The following is a 17,735-nucleotide window of genomic DNA, read 5'->3' as shown; positions in this document are numbered from 1 at the left end:
TGAACGGCCGGCGGCATCACCGAGTGTCCGGGCTGCTATCTATGAGTTCGGTATCGGCCGTTCGGCGGCCGCGGTGAGTCGGCGGCCCAGGGCGCGTACGGCGTCGTTGAGTGTGTCGGGGTGCTCGATGATGAACGGGCGGTTCAGGCCGGCGAGCAGGGCGGGAATCCAGTCGAGTTGTTCGGCGCGGATTCGGACCCGGACCCACGGGCTGGTGTCATCGGCCGGCGAGTCGATCTCGTGCACGGTCGCGATCGTCGCCGGGAGCAGCGGGCGGACCTGGGCGAGTGTGCCCTGGACCCGGACCGATACCTCATGCCGATAGGGCGCGTCGGCCAATGCGGACAGCAGATGAGCGGCCGGCTCGAATCCGGTGGGCACAGCGAACGTTCCGGGCTGTGTGCTCACCGCGGTGATGCGGTCCAGCCGGAACTGGCGTAGTTCGTCGCTTTTGCTGTCCATCCCTGTCAGATACCACCGACCGGAATGGTCGACGAGCCCGTAGGGGTGCACGGTCCGTTGGCTGGACTGCCCGTTTCGGTCGGTGTAGCCGATCGCGACCGGTCGGTGCTCGCGGGTGGCCTCGGCGAGCCGGAGCAGGACGGTGGTCTCGACAGCCACTTCCGGGCGCGCGTCGGCGGTGTATTCGACGGTGTCGATCAGTGCGTCCAGCCGGGCCGTCAGACGTGCGGGTAGGACGCGACGGAGTTTGGCCGTCGCGTTGTCGGCTGCGCGGGCGGCCGCCGTCGGCCGGTCGGCGCCGCGGCTGCTGAGGAGCCCGAGCAGCACGGCCACCGCCTCGTCGTCGGTCAGCATCAGCGGTGGCATTCGGTATCCGGGAGCGAGCCGGTATCCCCCGTAGCGGCCCCGCAGCGATCGGACCGGGATATCCAGGTCGGTGAGATGTGTGACGTATCGCCTGACGGTGCGTTCATCGACGCCGAGCCGTCCGGCGAGTTCGCCGACGGTATGGGTACCGCCGGTCTGCAACAGCTCGAGCAGGGCCAGCACTCGGGCGGTGGGGCGCGTCATCGGGAAATTCTCGCATCCATACCGGGCGGAAACTGTCCGGTATCGGCTCTACCGTGGCGTTCGGCGGTGGAACCTCCGCCTCACCCGACAGCAGGAGCACACAATGAAGCTCGTCTCGATCCGTCTGATCACTGACGACATCCAGCGGCTGGTCAGTTTCTATCACCACGTGACCGGCGTCGAAGCGAACTGGGCTACACCGGATTTCGCCGAAATAGTCACGCCGGTCTGCACTCTCGCGATCGGCAGCACCCGCACCGTGGCGCTGTTCGGCGCGGGCAGCGCGCACCCAGCCGACAATCACACGGCGATCCTCGAATTCCTGGTCCCCGACGTCGACGCCGAATACCGGCGGTTGCGAGATACGGTCGAGGATTTCGTCAACCAGCCCACGACGATGCCGTGGGGGAATCGGTCGTTGCTGTTTCGCGATCCCGACGGCAACCTGATCAACCTCTTCACTCCGGTCACCGCGCAGGCCGTCGCGAAGTTCGCCGGTTGATATCCGCGCATCGGCCTATTCGGCCGCACGTGCGACTGCCAATGCTCCGTAGGGGCGCGTGGTTTCGGTGGCCGGGCGGGTCAGGCGGCCGAGTTCGGTGAAGCCGGTGGTGGTCAGGAGGGTGGACAGGGTGTCCGGGGGCCAGCGGTAGGCGGGGGTCACTTTGTGCGGGAACACCTCGGGGGTGGAGTCGGTGGTGAAGAAGCCGATGATCAGCGGGCTGCCGGGGGCGAGTACCCGGTGGAATTCGGTGAGGAATGCGGGGAGTTCGGGTGGGGGGATGTGGATGAGGGAGAACCAGGCGAGTAGGCCCGCGATGGATGCGGTCGGGGCGTCGAGGGTTCGGATCGAGCCGACTTCGAAGGGGATGTCGGGGTAGGTCGTGCTGGCGTGGGTGATGAATTCGGGAACGAGGTCCACACCGGTGGTGGCGACGCCGGCGTCGGTGAGGAACTTGGTGAAATGGCCGGGTCCGCAACCCAGGTCCAGGACGGGGCCGTGGCGTAGGTAACGGGTGACGAAGGCGGTGTCGTCGGGGTTCAGGGCGGCGGGGGTGCCGAAGAGTTCGGTGTAGAGCTCGTGAACTGCGGTGTAGGCCGCGCGGACGGTGTTGTCGGGCACAGGGTCGACGGTAGCAATGGGTGCCTGTGCGTATCCCGCCACCAGCCGGGTGGGCGCTGGCACCGCGACCGCTTCCCTCGGCCTCGCGCGTGCGGGGCGGGTGCGGTGCCGATCCGCTGCCCGTTTGTCGGGGTCGGTACCGGGTAAGGCGGCTTGCGAGGAACCCACCAGTCAGACGAAGGGACCCGACGATGCCGATCAGGCCAGTCCGCCGCATTGCCCGCACGCTGCTGGGGACGACGTTCGTCGCCAGTGGAGTGAACGGGTTGATGAATCCGAAACCGCGTGCCGCGGCGGCGAGTGCGCTCGCCGACAAGGGCCGCGACAGCCTGCCCGACCAGCTGGCCGCGAAGGTTCCCGATGACCCGAGCCGGGTTGTCCAGGTCAACGCCATGGCCCAGGTGGCGGGTGGAGTGCTGTTGGCCATCGGCCGCGCGCCGCGTCCGGCCGCCTTCGTGCTCGCCGCGACGGTGGTGCCGGGAACGGTCACCGAACAGGACTTCTGGGCCGAATCGGACCCGGATCTCAAGGCGGTGAAGCGCGCCGGGTTCCTGAAGGATCTCGGGCTGCTCGGCGGCCTGTTGATCGCCTCCGCCGACACCGAGGGCAAGCCGTCGCTCGGCTGGCGGGGCAGGCGGGTCGCGCGCAAGCTCGTCGACCGCAGTCCCACCTTGGCCGAGCAGGCACGCGACGAAGGGGTGGTGATCATCGACGCCGCCAAGTCGCGTGGGTCGCAGCTGGCCGAGGTGGCCCGCGATCGGGGACCGCAGTGGGCCGAGGCCGCACGGGACCGGGGCGAACATCTCGCCGAGCTGGCGCGCGAACGTGCGCCGCAGCTGGCTGAAGCGGCCCGGGACCGTGGTTCGCACCTCGCCGAGGTGGCTCGCGATCGGGGACCGCAGTTGGCGGATGCCGCGCGGGGCCGGGGTGAACATTTCGCCGAGCGGGCGCGGGAGCGTGCGCCGCAGTTGGCCGATACCGCCCGAGACCGTGGTTCGCATTTCGCCGAAGTCGCCAAGGACCGCGCGGAAACAGCCCGTGAGCGGGGCACGGAAGCGGCGGAGGTGGCTCGTCGGCGCGGGTCGAAGGCCGCGGATCGGGCCCGCGAACGCGCAAACGCCGCAGCGGAGACGGCTCGCGAGCGTGGGGTCCATGCCGCCGAGCTCGCCGAGGACCGCAAAGCGCACCTGGCCGACGGCAGGCGCCGCCCGCGCCGTCGGCTGGCGAGGTCGGCCGCCGACCTCGCCGACCTGGTCGAACGCGATACCGCCACCACGGCGTCGGCGGTGCGCAGGCGTGCGGCCCGCTGGTCCTGATTCCCACTGAGAAGTCGCGAATGCCACGCTGATCTCCGGGCGGTGGTCGAGGTGGCGTGCGGACTGCCCCGATATTCGAGGTCTGGCGGCCCAAGCCCGCGGCGGCGCAAGATTATTCGGGTCGGAAGTAGTCGGCGCGTGAACCCGGCCTCAATCCCGGCGAATCGGGGTCGACGCCGGGTTCTGGCGTGAATACTGGACGTTCGCAATGTTTTCGGAAAGTGGGATGCATCAGATGTTGTCCGGTCGTCATACGTCCAAGCCGTACGCCGCTCGAGTTGCTCTGCTGGGAGCGGCCTTGACGATCGGACTGCTCGCCTCGGCGGCACCCGCGTCGGCGCAGCCGGGCTCGGGTTCGGCCACGGGTTCGGCCACCGGTTCGGCCCAGCTGGCCACCGGTTCGGCGACCGGATCCGCCGACGCCGCGTCGACCGGAGCTACCAGCGCGTACTTCGCCTGGCAGTCGGTCCAGTTCCTGCAGAACACCTTGCGGGTGCTGCTGGCCGTCCCGCAGCAGCAACTGCCGTAGCGGTTACTTCCAGGTCTGTTCCCAGCGTTCGGCCGCCCAGTCGCGCACGTACGGGCTGACGATGATCGCGGGCAGCAACAACGCGAAGCCGATCGCCAGCGCGGCCAGGCGCACCCAGATGCCGAGTTCGCCGAGCGCGCGCAGCAACGCGGGCAGCACACACAGTGCGGCGAGAACGACCAGGACGATCGCCACGAGGTTGCGGCCTGGTCCCGCGATGAGCGCGGCGCAGACGCCGAAGCACAGGCCGAGTACCAGCCCGCCGACGCCGACGAAGTAGTTGTTCCAGGCTAGCCGGCTCGGGCGGGAAGACCGGTGAGTGACCACGGCGGCAGCTTAGCGTGATCAGCTACCGGTTTGCGGGGGTCTGGGCCAGGGATTGTGCTCGATCTGTTCCACCGACCGGTTGAATTTGCGCATCAGCCTGCCCAATTCGGCCACATCGGCGGCGTCCCAGTCGGCCACCACGGAACCGATGCCCGCGGCGCGCTGCCTGCGATCAGCGGTCAGTGCGGCCATGCCCTGGTCGGTCGCGCGAATTTTACGGGCGACGCCGCCGCCGGGGTCGGGGACACGTTCCACGAGCTGCTGTCTCAGCATCGCGCCCACCTGACGGTTGATCGTGGAGATGTCGAGCTGGAAGGCCTCCGAGAGCTCGCGCAGGCTCAGCGGACCGTTGAGGTCGAGCCGGGTGAGGATGAGGAACGCCGAGCGGTCGAGCGCGAACCCGGGGCGGCGGCGCACAGTGGCGGGGAAGTGGCGCGACATCAGGTTCAGCTCGAAAACCAGTCGGGCGAACGCGGTGTCGTCGACGGGGCCGGAATCGGACATTCAACAACTATGCCGGACTCGGGGTGAAGGTGATGAGAGACCAGCTGCGCCGCGGCAACGAGAATTCCAGGTTGTGCATGGTCATCTTGGCGGCCACCCCGGTCTCGGCGTCGGCGAGCAGCAGTTCCGGGGCGTCGAGCTCGTGCGGCGGCGGGGGTTCGGTGCCCCAGAAGCGTTCCCACTCCGGTGCCCGCGACAAGATCGCGGTGAGCTCGTCGATGCGCTCCTGCGGCACCACCCCGGGGCTGATCACGCGAAAACCGTAGACGCTCAGGTGGGCGTGCCGTTCCCAGTCGACGACCACGCGCCGCGACAGTGGGTCGAGCAGTAACCATTCGAGCACGGTGGTTCCCACCACGAGCCCGGGAAACCGGCGCTCCCACGCCGCGTTCACCGCGAGGACGTCGAAGGTGGGGTACTGCTGGAGGCTGGCCGGACACGACAGACCCTCGACCAGCCGGCGATCGGGTTCGGGGACGACGGGCGCCCGGACCGGCGCCGGGGTGCCGTAGCGATGTGCCAGCGACAGGGTGACGATGTGGCCGCGGAACAGGTCGGGCACCTCGAGCGCGTCGAACAGGGCGGTGAGCGACTCCAGGGTGGGGGCCCGCGTGCCCTGCTCGATCTTCTGGATCAGCGCAGGTGAGATGCCGGCCACCCGGCTCAGCGCGGCCCGGGTCAGACCCGCTGATTCGCGCCGTTCGCGCAGGTAGCCGGCGATCGAGACGTGAGCGTCCTCCACCTGGGCGATACCGCCTTTCGTGCTGATGTCGATTGGGACAAATTGGGACAGTCGTCTAGCTTGACCGACCGTACGGCGTTCGCAAAAATTCTTACAGCCGGGCGGGACAACGCCCGGCTACCTGTTCAGCGTTTCGCCTCGGGCGGCGCGCTGGGTGGGGTCAGTGTGTTCCGGAGCGTGTGGACGCCTCGTCGGAGGGGACGGCACGCGTCGCTGGGCGCGCGCCGAGAGCGTGGTGGCGTGCCGATGCCCGGATGGCGCAGGGGTCCATCCGGTCGTCGAATGCCCGGCCCGCTCCGGAGCCCACCGGTGGGCACGGCGAAGGAAAGCAGGGGGGACTGTGACGCAGTCGGCGTCGGAAACGAGCCACCGTAGTCGGTGGCTCCTGGGGATCTCGGGTGCCCTGGCGGCGGCCACCGTGGTGGTGGCCGGTCTGCTCTGGTGGCAACACGACTGGGGCGAGCCGTTTCCCGCGCTCGACAGCGAATACCTCGACGAGCAGCAGCTCGCCCTGGTGGAGGTGCTGCGCCAGGAATACGACAACCCCGGTGACGGCCCGAAGTACGCCGAGGGCGTGCAGGAGGCCTGGTGTGCCGACTTCGTCAGCTGGACGATGCGGGCCGCCGGCCGGCCACTGGCCAACCCGAACTCCGGTTCCTGGCGTATCCCCGGTGTCTACACGCTGCAGGAGTACTACCAGAGCGTCGGCCGGTTCACCCGCGTCGATGTGGGCTACCGGCCGCGCACCGGTGACGTGGTGCTCTATGGTCCCGACAGCCCGCTCGGTCAGCACACCAACATCGTGCTGAAGACCGACGGCGACGCGATCACCACGATCGGCGGCAACGAGATGGGCACGATCCGCATCCGCACCATCGTCATCGCCGATACAGCCGATGTGGTGGGCTACGGAAGATTCTGAAATCAACTGTCGCGCAAGATAACTGCCAACTCCGCGACAGGCGGTACCCGGCAGGTGTCCGTACGATGGACAGCGCGGCGCCCGGCAGCGTCGCGATCGGCTCCTCCGCCCTGCTTCCCCCTCATCGGCAGGACGGGGGAGTCGCGCCCCCACCAGGGTGTTCGCCCGCATCACGTACCGTGTTCGATGTGCGTGTGAAGGTGACCGAAGAAGCACGTCGCGTGCCGAGCTGGATCGAGTACGCCGATTTCGGCGAACGATTCGTCTCCTACGCGGTGACCGAAGAGCGCATCGTGGCCGCGGTCGCGGGAATGACCGGGCGCGGGGTGCAGATCGGGCCGTTCTCCCTGGGCCCGGCCGGATTGGCCGGTTTCGTCGCCGAGGGCACGCTGGGAACCCCCGTGGTCACCCGCGATCCCGGCGAGGCGCTGACCTTCGGCGTGTGTGTGCCACTGAAGCTGGCGGTCAACCTGGTACTGGGCGGTCGCAAACTGGGGCTGGCCGCCGTGGTCGAGATCGGGCTGACACTGCACGCGCGCACCGCCGCACCGCTGCTGGTGGTGATCGACGTGGCACCGGTGACGGCCAAGGACGTCAGCTTCACACTGCGCGCCGAAGCTATCGACACCGCCTGGGAAATGCTGCTCGACCCGATCGCGGGCCTGGTGCAGCGTGAGGTCGCGGCCCGGGTGAACGCGATCGTCAGCGATCCGAAGGCCCGCGCCGAACGCGTCTTCGACATCGAAGCCATCCTGGACGGTTACGGCTCGCCGCACCGCAACGACACCGTCTTCGACTGGATCGACTTCCGCGAGTTCGGCCTGCGTTTCTTCACCCGCATCGTCACCAGGGACCGCGTGCACGGGGTGGTGGCGCAGATGGCGGGCAGCGAGATCGAGGTCGGCCCGCTCGCGGAGGGACCGCGTGGCGCGGCGACGGTGACGGTGCGCGGGGCGATCGAGCAGCCGCGCGTGCTCGAGCGCGGCGCGGCCGTACCCGGTGAGCTGCGGGTCTTCGATATGACCTTGCCGGTGGGGCTCGACATCACCGTCGACGTGCTCAAGGCCAATCATTACCGCGCCGATCTGGAGATCCCGCTGGTGCTCACGGCGCGCGCGGCCGAACCGTTGCAGATCGTCATCGAGGTGCCCCCGCCCGCACTCGAGGACATCTCGATGGAGTTCACCGCCAAGGGCCTGCGCGCGGCCACGCTGGGGCGGTTGGCCGGGATCAAGAAGCAGGTGATGGCGCAGGTGGTGGCCGTGGTCAGTACCGAACTGGCCGACCCCTCGGGCCGCACCATCGACGTGGGCGCGGCGATCGACGGCGCCACCTGAACCTGTGTGAGTAGTGGGACCGATGTGACTACTGGGTCTGGCGGTTCCCCTGGGGTTGTGGTGGAATGAGGCGCACGTTCCAAGGCTCCCGGCGCGCGAAGTTCGGGGAAGGCGCGCCGGGTCCGCTTGCCGCTTGTCCGGGTTGCGCGAAGGAGTCCTGCGATGCGTTCTGTTTCGGTGACCCGGCGGGGATTCTTCGGTATGGCCGCCGCCGTGAGCGCGGTGGGCCTCGGGCTTTCCGCCGCTCCGGCCGCTGCCCGATCCCTGGGGACTCTGGTCGACTACTCCGCGGGCGTGCCATCGGCCGCGGCGATCAGAGCCGCGGGCCACATCGGGGTGATCCGCTACGTCTCCGATCGCCGGCCCGGTGCGGAATGGATGGCGGGTAAGCCGCTACTGGCCGGTGAGGTCGAAGATCTGTGGGCGCACGGGTTGTCGATCGTGTCGAATTATCAGTTCGGCAAGGGCGAGACCGCCGACTGGCGCGGCGGGCTGGAAGCGGGCAAGCGCCACGCCGCCCGCGGGTGGGAACTGCACGCGGCCGCTGGTGGCCCCGACACCGCCCCGATCTACGCCTCCATCGACGACAACCCCTCCGAGTGGGAATTCGACGAGCTGATCGCCCCCTACATCGAAGGCTGGCAGTCGGTGCTCGGCCCCGACCTGGTCGGGATCTACGCCAACACCCCGACCATCGACCGCGCACTCGACGCGGGCCTGGGCGCCTGGTTCTGGCAACACAACTGGGGCACCCCGCGCGGGTTCGTGCACACCGGCGCCCACCTGCACCAGTTCGAGATCGACAAGCGCGCCATCGACGGCGTCGGTGTCGACGTGAACAACGTGCTGACCACCGACTACGGGCAGTGGTGAGCGAACCCGGCCCGGTAGACGACTCCGGCCCGGCTCGTTCACGGGGAACGAGCCGGGCCGGATCGAGATCATGGCCTCAGACGGTGAAAAAGCCCAGGGTCGGCATGAAGTTGCAGGTGCGCGGTTCGGCACCCTCGGCGGCAGTGGTGAGCGAACCCGAGATCACGGCGACGACCCGGCCGTGGCCGGTGTTCGCGATGGCCGACAGCGTGGCCGGCCCGCCGGGGTTGATCTTGGCCTCGTCGGTCAGCGTCTGCACCGCGGACTGACGGGTGTCGAGGTTGAGCCACTGCACCGTCATCGGCGGGTTCTGCTCGACGGTCGGTGCCTTGGTGCCCAGCGCGGTGAACACGAAACCGGTCTGACCGGCGGCGGGTCCGGGCGGGGGCAGCTGGGCCGGGCCGGGCACCGCGAGTGCGGTGCCGACCGAATCGGCGCCGTCACCGATGCAGCCCTTACCGATCGTGGGGTACAGGAACTGCGCGATGGCCGGGCCGTTCTCCGGGATGTCGGGGCCACCGCCGCCGCTGCCGTCGAGGAAGGTGATGATCCGCTCGAGGGTCGCCTTGATGGCGGGCGGCAGGTTCATGGTGGCGAGCAGGGCGCGCGCCTGATCGAGCAGGGCGGTCTGTGGGCTCGCGATGTCGGCGGGGCCGGCGATCAGGCCCGCGACGGCGGGGGCGAAAGCGGCGAGCGCGTCGACCGGGACACCTTCGGGCACCATCGGAACGCTGGCGGGTGCGGCCTGCGGTGCGGGTGCGGGAGCGGCGATGGTCGACGCCGGCGCGGCGAGCATGGCGCTGGCCGCGATGGCGAGAGCGGTCGTTATGATCCGCGATCCTCGGCTACGAAGCACTTGTCTAGCCGTCCTTACCTCGATGGTGCGATGGGCGAGGGTTGTCGAGCCCAACATGACGGGGTCACTCTAAGGACAACTCTGCCGTGTTGTACAGCCGCCGGGCCCGTTGCGGCGCACCGGCCGAAACCATGTGCGTCGACGCTAACGCAAGCGCTGTTACCCCTGGGGATGTTGATGCAACTGTGATCATCGGTGTCGCCCCGGTGCGGCAAAACCCGCGGCGCTGGGCGGCGATCGGCCCAGCTAAGGTGATCCGACACGCGAAAGAGGCGATCGCGCCACTCATACGACCGAAAGCACGGCCTTGAACCGACACCTCCGATGGGCTCTCGCGCTGCTCGGATTGTCCGTGCTCGCTCGGCTGGGCTGGATGCTGTTCGCCCCCAACGGGCTCAACGTCGTGGACCTGCACGTGTACGTCGACGGTTCGGCCGCGCTGCTCACCGATCGCCTCTACGACTTCACCTACGCGGAGAAGACCCCGGATTTCCCGCTGCCGTTCACCTATCCACCCTTCGCCGCGCTGGTCTTCTATCCCCTGCACTACCTGCCGTTTCCGCTGGTCGCGGTGGGTTGGATGCTGGCGACGGTGGCCGCGCTCTACGGCGTGGTCCGGATCAGCTTCGAGCTGCTGCTCGGTGCCGAGCAGGCCCGGCAGCCGCGCTGGACCACGGCCGCGGTGGGCTGGACCGCGCTGGGGGTCTGGCTCGAGCCGGTGCGCACCACCATCGACTACGGCCAGGTGAACGTGTTCCTCGTGTTCGGCGCGATGCTGGCGGTGCGCAGCTCACGCTGGTGGATCTCGGGTGGACTGGTCGGCGTGATCGCCGGCATCAAACTGACGCCGGCGATCACCGGCCTGTACTTCGTGGCGCGGCGGCGCTGGGCGACGGTGCTGTGGTCGGCGGCGGCGTTCGGGTTGACCGTGGCTGTGAGCTTTCTCATCAACGCGCGCGAGGCGAAGCGCTATTTCGGCACGCTGCTCGGCGACGCCGACCGGATCGGCCCGGTGGCGTCGGTCTGGAATCAATCATTGCGCGGAGCGCTGAGCCGGATCCTGGGCTACGACGTGCAGTCCGGGCCGTGGTGGATCGCCGCGGTGGTCCTCACCACCGTCCTCGCGTTCCTGGCCTGGCGCACCCTGGGGCCCGACGACCTGCTCGGCACGCTGGTGCTGGTGCAGTTGTTCGGGCTGATGATCTCGCCGATCTCCTGGTCACACCACTGGGTGTGGCTGATCCCGACCGCGCTGTGGCTGCTCTACGGGCCGCTACGCGATCAGCGGGTGGCGCGGATCATCGCCGGGTTCTGGGTGCTGACGATGCTCGTCGGTGTGCCGTGGGTGCTGTCGTTCGCGCAGCCGACCATCTGGGAGATCGCGCGGCCGTGGCCACTGGCCTGGCTCGGCGCGGTGGACGTGATCGGGGTGTTCGTGCTGCTGGGGTGGCTGGTCTGGCACGGGCGCGACAGACTGCGCGCGCAGCTGCGGGCCCTCGGCCGGCGTCCGGCCGAGGTGTCCGCGACCTGAGGGTCAGCCGGCGAGGACGTCGTCGATGGTGTGCGCCATCTCGACGTCCTGCGCGGTGACCCCGCCGGCAGAGTGTGTGCTCAGCATGAAACGCACTGTGCGCCAGCGGATGTCGATGTCGGGATGGTGGTCGGCCGCCTCGGCCGCGGTAGCGACCCTGCGCACCAGTTCGATGCCGGACAGGAAGTCCGGCGCCTCGACGGTGCGGGTGATCGCGGCGCCGTCGCGGGACCAGTCCGGCAGGGTGGCCAGGGCGATGGTGAGTTCGGGGTCGGACAGCAACGGAGTACCCATAACTCGGTTCTACGCTTCGTTCAGGCCGCGCGCGCCTTCTTGAGTGCCTTTTTGAGATCTTTGCCGCACATCCCGGCAGCCTCGGCCTTCTGCATCCGCATGATGACGACGGGGCATTTGAAGCAGCGCGTCTTCTTTCTGCAGCACTTTTTCTTCGGCTTCAGGCTCGAAACCTTCTTGGCCTTTACCTTGCCCATACGGGTTAGCGTATCCTAAGTACAAAGCCTGACACGGGAGTGCCGTCGCGGTACCGGTAGGCTGTAACAGGCCGCGATGCCAGATGAATGCGCGCCAAATACATCAACAGCAGGAGGATCCAGGCGTGTCGTCTTCACGCGATTTTCGCAACGTCGCCATCGTGGCCCACGTAGACCACGGCAAGACGACGCTGGTGGACGCCATGCTTCGTCAGTCGGGTGCGTTCGCCGAACGAGCCGAACTGGTCGACCGAGTCATGGACTCCGGTGATCTCGAGCGCGAGAAGGGCATCACCATTCTCGCGAAGAACACCGCCGTTCATCGCCACAACCCCGACGGTTCCGTCACCGTCATCAATGTCATCGACACCCCCGGACACGCCGACTTCGGTGGCGAGGTCGAGCGCGGCCTCTCCATGGTCGACGGTGTCGTGCTGCTCGTCGACGCGTCCGAGGGCCCGCTGCCCCAGACCCGTTTCGTGCTGCGCAAGGCGCTGGCCGCGAAGCTGCCGGTGATCCTGGTCGTCAACAAGACCGACCGCCCCGACGCCCGCATCGCCGAGGTCGTCTCCGAGTCGCACGACCTGCTGCTCGACCTGGCGTCCGACCTCGACGACGAGGCCGCCGAAGCCGCCGAGCTCGCGCTGGATCTGCCGGTGCTCTACGCCTCCGGCCGTGAGGGCAAGGCCTCCAAGGTGGAACCGGAGAACGGTTCGGCACCCGACGCCGAGAACCTCGACGCCCTGTTCGACGTGCTGATGGAATACATCCCGGCGCCGCAGAGCAACAAGGACGCGCCGCTGCAGGCCCACGTCACCAACCTCGACGCCTCGGCGTTCCTCGGCCGGCTGGCCCTGGTCCGGATCTACGCGGGCGAACTGCGCAAGGGCCAGAACGTCACGTGGATCAACGCCGATGGCGCCAAGACCGTCAAGATCACCGAGCTGCTCCAGACGATCGGCATGGAGCGCAAGCCCGGCGAGGTCGCCGAGGCCGGTGACATCGTCGCCATCGCCGGTATCCCCGACATCATGATCGGCGACACCCTCGCCGACGTGGACAACCCGGTGGCACTGCCGCGCATCACCGTCGACGAGCCCGCCATCTCGGTGGTCATCGGCACCAACACCTCGCCGCTGGTCGGCCGGGTGCAGGGGCACAAGCTCACCGCCCGCATGGTGAAGGCGCGCCTGGATCAGGAACTGATCGGCAACGTGTCGCTACGGGTGCTCGACATCGGCCGCCCCGACGCCTGGGAGGTGCAGGGCCGTGGTGAACTGGCGCTGTCGATCCTGGTCGAGCAGATGCGCCGCGAAGGCTTCGAGCTCACCGTGGGCAAGCCGCAGGTGGTCACCAAGACCGTCGACGGCAAGATCCACGAGCCCTTCGAAGAGCTGACCATCGACAGCCCCGACGAGTACCTGGGCGCGATCACCCAGCTGCTGGCCGCCCGCAAGGGCAAGATGGTGCAGATGAGCAACCACGCCGCCGGTTGGGTGCGGATGGAGTTCATCGTCCCCTCGCGTGGCCTGATCGGCTTCCGCACGGTGTTCCTCACCGAGACCCGCGGCACCGGCATCGCCAACGCCGTGTTCCACGGTTACGCGCCGTGGGCCGGTGAGATCCGCGCCCGCCACACCGGTTCGCTGGTGTCGGACCGCGCCGGCACCGTCACCCCGTTCGCGATGATCCAGCTGGCCGACCGTGGTCAGTTCTTCGTCGAGCCGGGCGCCGACACCTACGAGGGCATGGTCGTGGGCATCAACCCGCGCGCCGAGGATCTCGACATCAACGTGACCCGCGAGAAGAAGCTGACCAACATGCGCAGCGCCAACGCGGACACCTTCGAGTCCATGGCCAAGCCGTTGCAGCTCGACCTCGAGCTGGCGATGGAGTTCTGCACCGAAGACGAGTGCGTGGAGGTCACCCCCGAGGTGGTCCGCGTGCGCAAGCTGGTGCTCGGCGCCAACGAGCGGGCCCGCGACCTGTCGCGCCGCAAGGCCCGCGACAAGGCCGCCGCGAACTGAGGCGAAGATATAGACGAAGTGGGGCGGTGCCGCGGCACCGCCCCACTTTGCGTCCGAGAGTATCTCCGGGTTGGGCCCGCCTCGGTCTGGACTGAGTGGAGGGTGCGACGAAGGAGTGCCCGGAGGGAGGGAATACCGAGGTGACGAGGGCCCAACCCAGCGGCGCCAGCCGCCAAAGGAACAGTAGAGTGCCAAAGGTGAATTCGGGGCGGAGCGCAATGTGGCGCGCGATGGTGCTGGCGATGATCGCTTCGATGGCGGTTGTGGCCGGTTGCACGGCGAATCCGCCCCCGCCGATCGAGAGCACCGATTCGCCGAAGACCACCCAGGCCAAGCCCGGCAAGAACACCGTGGTGGTGGCGATCGACGACATCGGCATCGGTTTCAACCCGCATCTGCGTTCGGATCAGTCACCGGCCACCAACGCGGTGAGTTCGATGGTGCTGCCCAGCCCGTTTCGGCCGGTGCCCGATCCAGCCCATCCCGGCACAGTCGACTTCGTGCCCGATTCCGCGCTGATCGTGTCGGCGGATGTGACCTCGCAGGAACCGTTCACCATCACCTACACCCTGCGCAACCAGGCCAATTGGTCCGACGGTGCGCCGATCGCGGCCGAGGACTTCCAGTTCCTGTGGCAGCAGATGGTGACCCAGCCCGGCGTAGTGGATCCGGCCGGGTACCGGTTGATCTCGGATGTGGCGTCCTCCGGCGGCGGCAAGACGGTGACGGTGACATTGAGCCAGCCGTACCCGGCGTGGCGGGAGTTGTTCTCCAACCTGTTGCCCTCGCATCTGGTGAAGGACTCACCGGGTGGGTTCACCAGCGGGCTGGTCGACCGGATTCCGGTGTCGGGCGGGCATTTCACGATCAAATCGGTCGATCGGGGGCGCGACGAGATCCTGCTCGAACGCAACGACCGTTTCTGGGGCACCCCGGCCGCACCGGATCAGATTCTGTTGCGCCGCGGCGGAACCACCTCGCAACTGGCCGAATCGCTGCGTACCGGGGACGCGCAGATGGCGCTGGTGCACGGCGGCGTGGCCACCCGCGCCCAGCTGGGGGCGATCCCGGCGGTGCGGACCACCATCATGCCGCAGGCGCGTGAACTGCAACTCACGCTCAACGGCCGCTCCGGCGACCTGGCCGACGTGCGGGTGCGCAAGGCGGTGCTCGCGCTGCTCGACCCGGTCCTGCTGGCCACCGTCGGTGCCCAGACCGGCAACTGGGTCGAACCCGCACGCGCCCAAGTACTGCCACCGTCGAGTCCGGGCTACCTGCCCACCGCACCACCGCCGCTGAGCACCGAGGACGCCTTCGCCCTGCTGTCCGAGGCCGGATTCGGCCGCGCCCCGGAGACACCACGGACCGGCTCGCCCACTTCGCCCGCGCCGCAACCGCGTTCGGTGGCCCGCGACGGAAAGCGCCTGTCGGTGCGGATCGGCGCCGTCATCGGTGACGAGGCCGCGTCGGCCGTGGCCAACACCGCCGCCGACCAATTGCGCAGTGCCGGAATCGATGCGACCGTGCGCGCGGTGGCAGCCGACGAACTGTACGGCAAGGAACTCACCGAATCCGAGATCGACGCGATCGTCGGCTGGGAGCTCGCGGGCGGCGACCCGGCGACCGTGCTCGCCGCACGCTACGGCTGCCCCCCGGTGGCGCCGCCCGCCGCCGAAGACACGGTACTGGCCGCGGCCGAGGCATACCGGCAGGCGCCGAGCAATATCGGGGGCGTGTGCGATCCCAGCCTGCAACCGATGATCGACGAAGCCCTGCGCGGCGAGGACGTGGGCCGCATCCTGGCCGAGGTCGAACCCCGGTTGTGGGAACTGGCCACGGTGCTGCCGATCGTGCAGGACAACGTGGTGGCGGCAGCCGGCCCGAACGTCGACGGGGTGTCGCTGTCGGGCGCCATCCAGGTCGGTATCTTCGGTGACACAGCGCAATGGCGGAGGATCCCGTGACGACTGCGACCCGCGCGACCGGCGGCCTGCTGCTGGTACACGCGCACCCCGACGACGAAACCCTCACCACCGGCGGCACGATCGCGCACTACCGCAGGCGCGGCGTCCCGGTGACCGTGGTGACCTGCACGCTCGGCGAGGAGGGTGAGGTCATCGGCGAACGCTGGGCGCGCCTGGTCGCCGCCGAGGCCGACCAGCTCGGCGGGTACCGCATCGGCGAGCTCACCGCCGCGCTGGCCGCCCTCGACGCCGGTGAACCGTGGTTCCTGGGCGGCCCCGGCCGCTGGCGCGACTCCGGGATGGCGGGCACCCCTTCGGCGCGGCATCCGCGCGCGTTCGTGAACTCCGGCGACGCGGCGGTCGCCGAACTCGTCGCGGTGCTGCTGGACCTGCGCCCACGCGTGGTGGTGACCTACGACCCGCGCGGCGGCTACGGCCACCCCGACCACATCCGCGCCCACCAGATCACCACCGCCGCGGTCGACGCGGCCGCCGAACAGGGCTTCGACGTGCCGAAGTTCTACTGGACGGTGACCGATGCCGACCTGCTTCGCCGCCACACCGCCGCCCTGGCCCGCCGCACCGTCGAGGGACTGCCCGGCGCCCTGCCCGCGGGCTGGCGGTTGCCGGTGGAGGCGGAACTGGCGGCGATGTCGACTGCCGGGATGAGCACCGTGGTCGAGGTCTCCGATGTGCTGGCCGCCAAACGCGCCGCCCTGCGCGCCCACGCCACCCAGGTGACCCTCGCGCCCAGTGGCCGGGAGTTCGCGCTGTCGAACAACATCGCCATGCCGGTCCTGCCGGAGGAACATTTCACGCTGGTGCGCGGTCGCCCCGGCCCCGTCGCCGACGACGGCCTCGAACACGACCTGTTCGCCGGTCTCGACTGAGTCGCGCGCCGTGGGTGCCGGGGCGGGACGAATAGACTCGCCCGCATGGCGACCGACTCCGACCAGTCCGCAGCTCAGTCCACCGCCGTGCTGCGGACCGTCCGGCGACCCGAAGTACCCGAGCCGCTGATCGCCGGTCTCGTCGTCGTGGCGCTGCTGGTCGACGCGCTGCTCTCCTTGGCCGTCGAGGTGCTGTTCCTGCCGTTGTATCTCGGCGCCATCCCGTTCCCGGTGGTGGCGCTGCTGGCCGCACCGGTGAACGTCGCGCTGGTCTACGGCATGGAGACGGTGACCGATCGGATCGGGTTCGCCTTCGCGCCGATCGTGGTGTGGGTGTTCGGTTTTCTGGTGTGTTCCTCGCGTGGGCCCGGCGGTGACGTGCTGCTCGTGAGCGACGGTCGGACCCTGTTGCTGCTGGCGTGCGGTGTGCTCGCCCCGCTGGGCTACCTGTACTACCGGTCCAACACGCCGCGCCCGAGCTAGGAGCTCGCCCGACGGGTGTCCACGCCGTCCAAGATGAGGTCGAGTTCCTTGGTGAACCGGTCGAACATCCGCGCGCTGGTCACCTCCGGTGGTTGCGCGCGCTGCTCGGCGTAGCGGCGGTGCAGCCGGGGGAACGGGCGGGTGGCGGCCTCGCCCGCGACCAGCACCTGGATGATCCACTGCTCCTGGGACAGTTCGCTGCTCGCGATCGTCCGCAGCGTCGCGGCCTCGTTCGAGCAGGCGCCGACGATGAACTCGAAGATGGTGTCGGCCGCGATGTCGACGGCCTCGTCGGGGAGGTCGGCGACCTCCAGGATGGCGATCATCGAGTCGGACAGCCGCATCATGTTGGGGCCCAGATGCATCAGCGCCGCACTGCTGAGCACGACGGCCAGCCACGGGTGTGCCAGCATCGTGGCGCGCAGACCGGCCGCCTGCTCGTGCATCACCGCACGCCAGCGCGCACCGTCGGGCGTGGGCGCCGGCACCTCGCCGATCACCTGGTCGACGACGAGTTCGAGCAGTTCGTCCTTGTTCGCGACATGGGTGTACAGCGAGGTCGCGCCCGCCCCCAACCGTGCGCCGAGCTTGCGCATGCTCAGCGCGTCGAAGCCCTCCTCGTCGAGCAGCCGGATCGCCTCGCCCACGATCTGGTCGCGGCTCAGCGCGGGCTGATCGCGGCGCTCACGCGCCGGCCTGGTCCACACCGACGGGATCTCGGCCGGGTCGGTGGCCATCGCTGCCTCCTCGGTTGGTGGTGTGGGCACAGCATAGGGCTGCGCGTCGGA

At 69.0% G+C, this 17,735-nt stretch carries 20 protein-coding genes; 11 read left to right on the top strand and 9 right to left on the bottom strand.

The window, feature by feature from the left end; translation table 11 throughout:
• Nucleotides 1-39: 39 nt before the first annotated feature.
• Nucleotides 40-1,032, bottom strand: coding sequence for a helix-turn-helix transcriptional regulator (locus ACFO5K_RS15285; RefSeq protein WP_378562216.1), 993 nt, complete (start codon nt 1,030-1,032; stop codon nt 40-42).
• A 103-nt stretch (nt 1,033-1,135) separates the two neighbouring features.
• Here ACFO5K_RS15285 and ACFO5K_RS15280 point away from each other — a divergent pair, with 103 nt between their 5' ends.
• A complete protein-coding gene (locus ACFO5K_RS15280) occupies nt 1,136-1,534 on the top strand; it encodes a VOC family protein (RefSeq protein ID WP_378562213.1) in 399 nt (132 codons plus the stop codon).
• A 15-nt stretch (nt 1,535-1,549) separates the two neighbouring features.
• On the opposite strand, the gene ACFO5K_RS15275 is transcribed toward ACFO5K_RS15280, so the two are convergent.
• Nucleotides 1,550-2,155 (bottom strand): class I SAM-dependent methyltransferase, encoded by a 606-nt coding sequence (locus ACFO5K_RS15275; RefSeq protein WP_378562210.1) that lies wholly within the window; start codon nt 2,153-2,155, stop codon nt 1,550-1,552.
• Between the two features lie 191 nt (nt 2,156-2,346).
• Here ACFO5K_RS15275 and ACFO5K_RS15270 point away from each other — a divergent pair, with 191 nt between their 5' ends.
• A complete protein-coding gene (locus tag ACFO5K_RS15270) occupies nt 2,347-3,471 on the top strand; it encodes a DoxX family protein (protein ID WP_378562207.1) in 1,125 nt (374 codons plus the stop codon).
• Between the two features lie 298 nt (nt 3,472-3,769).
• Nucleotides 3,770-4,000, top strand: coding sequence for a hypothetical protein (locus ACFO5K_RS15265; protein ID WP_378562204.1), 231 nt, complete (start codon nt 3,770-3,772; stop codon nt 3,998-4,000).
• Between the two features lie 3 nt (nt 4,001-4,003).
• On the opposite strand, the gene ACFO5K_RS15260 is transcribed toward ACFO5K_RS15265, so the two are convergent.
• Genes ACFO5K_RS15260 through ACFO5K_RS15250 form a run of 3 tightly spaced genes read right to left on the bottom strand, consistent with a single transcriptional unit; the run spans nt 4,004 to nt 5,573 of the window.
• Nucleotides 4,004-4,327, bottom strand: a complete 324-nt coding sequence (locus ACFO5K_RS15260) for a hypothetical protein (protein WP_378562201.1) — start codon at nt 4,325-4,327, stop codon at nt 4,004-4,006.
• Between the two features lie 18 nt (nt 4,328-4,345).
• Nucleotides 4,346-4,831 carry a MarR family winged helix-turn-helix transcriptional regulator gene (locus tag ACFO5K_RS15255; protein WP_378562198.1) on the bottom strand — a complete coding sequence of 162 codons (486 nt, stop codon included), beginning with the start codon at nt 4,829-4,831 and terminating at the stop codon, nt 4,346-4,348.
• Between the two features lie 7 nt (nt 4,832-4,838).
• Nucleotides 4,839-5,573, bottom strand: coding sequence for a helix-turn-helix domain-containing protein (locus tag ACFO5K_RS15250; protein ID WP_378562195.1), 735 nt, complete (start codon nt 5,571-5,573; stop codon nt 4,839-4,841).
• 340 nt (nt 5,574-5,913) lie between these two features.
• On the opposite strand from ACFO5K_RS15250, the gene ACFO5K_RS15245 reads away from it, so the two are divergent.
• From ACFO5K_RS15245 to ACFO5K_RS15235, 3 genes are all read left to right on the top strand, one after another.
• Nucleotides 5,914-6,495, top strand: coding sequence for a CHAP domain-containing protein (locus ACFO5K_RS15245; RefSeq protein WP_378562192.1), 582 nt, complete (start codon nt 5,914-5,916; stop codon nt 6,493-6,495).
• A 188-nt stretch (nt 6,496-6,683) separates the two neighbouring features.
• Complete coding sequence (locus ACFO5K_RS15240) at nt 6,684-7,832, top strand: hypothetical protein (protein WP_378562189.1); 1,149 nt, start codon at nt 6,684-6,686, stop codon at nt 7,830-7,832.
• A gap of 162 nt (nt 7,833-7,994) precedes the next feature.
• Nucleotides 7,995-8,705, top strand: a complete 711-nt coding sequence (locus ACFO5K_RS15235) for a DUF1906 domain-containing protein (RefSeq protein WP_378562186.1) — start codon at nt 7,995-7,997, stop codon at nt 8,703-8,705.
• A 76-nt stretch (nt 8,706-8,781) separates the two neighbouring features.
• Here the strand turns inward: ACFO5K_RS15235 and ACFO5K_RS15230 are convergent, their stop codons facing one another.
• Nucleotides 8,782-9,501, bottom strand: coding sequence for an Rv1157c family protein (locus ACFO5K_RS15230; protein ID WP_378562183.1), 720 nt, complete (start codon nt 9,499-9,501; stop codon nt 8,782-8,784).
• A 367-nt stretch (nt 9,502-9,868) separates the two neighbouring features.
• Between ACFO5K_RS15230 and ACFO5K_RS15225 the strand changes: the two genes are divergently transcribed.
• A complete protein-coding gene (locus ACFO5K_RS15225; RefSeq protein ID WP_378562180.1) occupies nt 9,869-11,092 on the top strand; it encodes a mannosyltransferase in 1,224 nt (407 codons plus the stop codon).
• A 3-nt stretch (nt 11,093-11,095) separates the two neighbouring features.
• Here the strand turns inward: ACFO5K_RS15225 and ACFO5K_RS15220 are convergent, their stop codons facing one another.
• Together ACFO5K_RS15220 and ACFO5K_RS15215 are read right to left on the bottom strand one after the other, a co-directional pair.
• Nucleotides 11,096-11,386 carry a 4a-hydroxytetrahydrobiopterin dehydratase gene (locus tag ACFO5K_RS15220; RefSeq protein WP_378562177.1) on the bottom strand — a complete coding sequence of 97 codons (291 nt, stop codon included), beginning with the start codon at nt 11,384-11,386 and terminating at the stop codon, nt 11,096-11,098.
• 20 nt (nt 11,387-11,406) lie between these two features.
• Nucleotides 11,407-11,583, bottom strand: coding sequence for a hypothetical protein (locus tag ACFO5K_RS15215; RefSeq protein WP_378562174.1), 177 nt, complete (start codon nt 11,581-11,583; stop codon nt 11,407-11,409).
• Nucleotides 11,584-11,708: 125 nt separating this feature from the next.
• Between ACFO5K_RS15215 and typA the strand changes: the two genes are divergently transcribed.
• The 4 genes from typA to ACFO5K_RS15195 all read left to right on the top strand — a co-directional run bounded on the left by typA (nt 11,709) and on the right by ACFO5K_RS15195 (nt 16,947).
• The gene (gene typA, locus ACFO5K_RS15210; protein WP_378562171.1) at nt 11,709-13,610 is read left to right on the top strand and encodes a translational GTPase TypA; all 1,902 of its coding nucleotides are present in this window, start codon (nt 11,709-11,711) and stop codon (nt 13,608-13,610) included.
• A gap of 218 nt (nt 13,611-13,828) precedes the next feature.
• Nucleotides 13,829-15,574 (top strand): ABC transporter family substrate-binding protein, encoded by a 1,746-nt coding sequence (locus ACFO5K_RS15205; protein ID WP_378563875.1) that lies wholly within the window; start codon nt 13,829-13,831, stop codon nt 15,572-15,574.
• The gene (gene mshB, locus ACFO5K_RS15200; RefSeq protein WP_378562168.1) at nt 15,556-16,464 is read left to right on the top strand and encodes an N-acetyl-1-D-myo-inositol-2-amino-2-deoxy-alpha-D-glucopyranoside deacetylase; all 909 of its coding nucleotides are present in this window, start codon (nt 15,556-15,558) and stop codon (nt 16,462-16,464) included. The genes ACFO5K_RS15205 and mshB overlap by 19 nt, the downstream gene beginning before the upstream one ends.
• Nucleotides 16,465-16,509: 45 nt before the next feature.
• Complete coding sequence (locus ACFO5K_RS15195; protein WP_378562165.1) at nt 16,510-16,947, top strand: hypothetical protein; 438 nt, start codon at nt 16,510-16,512, stop codon at nt 16,945-16,947.
• On the opposite strand, the gene ACFO5K_RS15190 is transcribed toward ACFO5K_RS15195, so the two are convergent.
• A complete protein-coding gene (locus tag ACFO5K_RS15190; RefSeq protein ID WP_378562162.1) occupies nt 16,944-17,684 on the bottom strand; it encodes a TetR/AcrR family transcriptional regulator in 741 nt (246 codons plus the stop codon). The genes ACFO5K_RS15195 and ACFO5K_RS15190 overlap by 4 nt on opposite strands.
• Nucleotides 17,685-17,735: the final 51 nt, after the last annotated feature.

Source organism: Nocardia halotolerans, from assembly GCF_042650145.1.
Lineage (GTDB): Bacteria > Actinomycetota > Actinomycetes > Mycobacteriales > Mycobacteriaceae > Nocardia > Nocardia halotolerans.
This window is presented reverse-complemented; position numbering and strand designations above follow the sequence as displayed.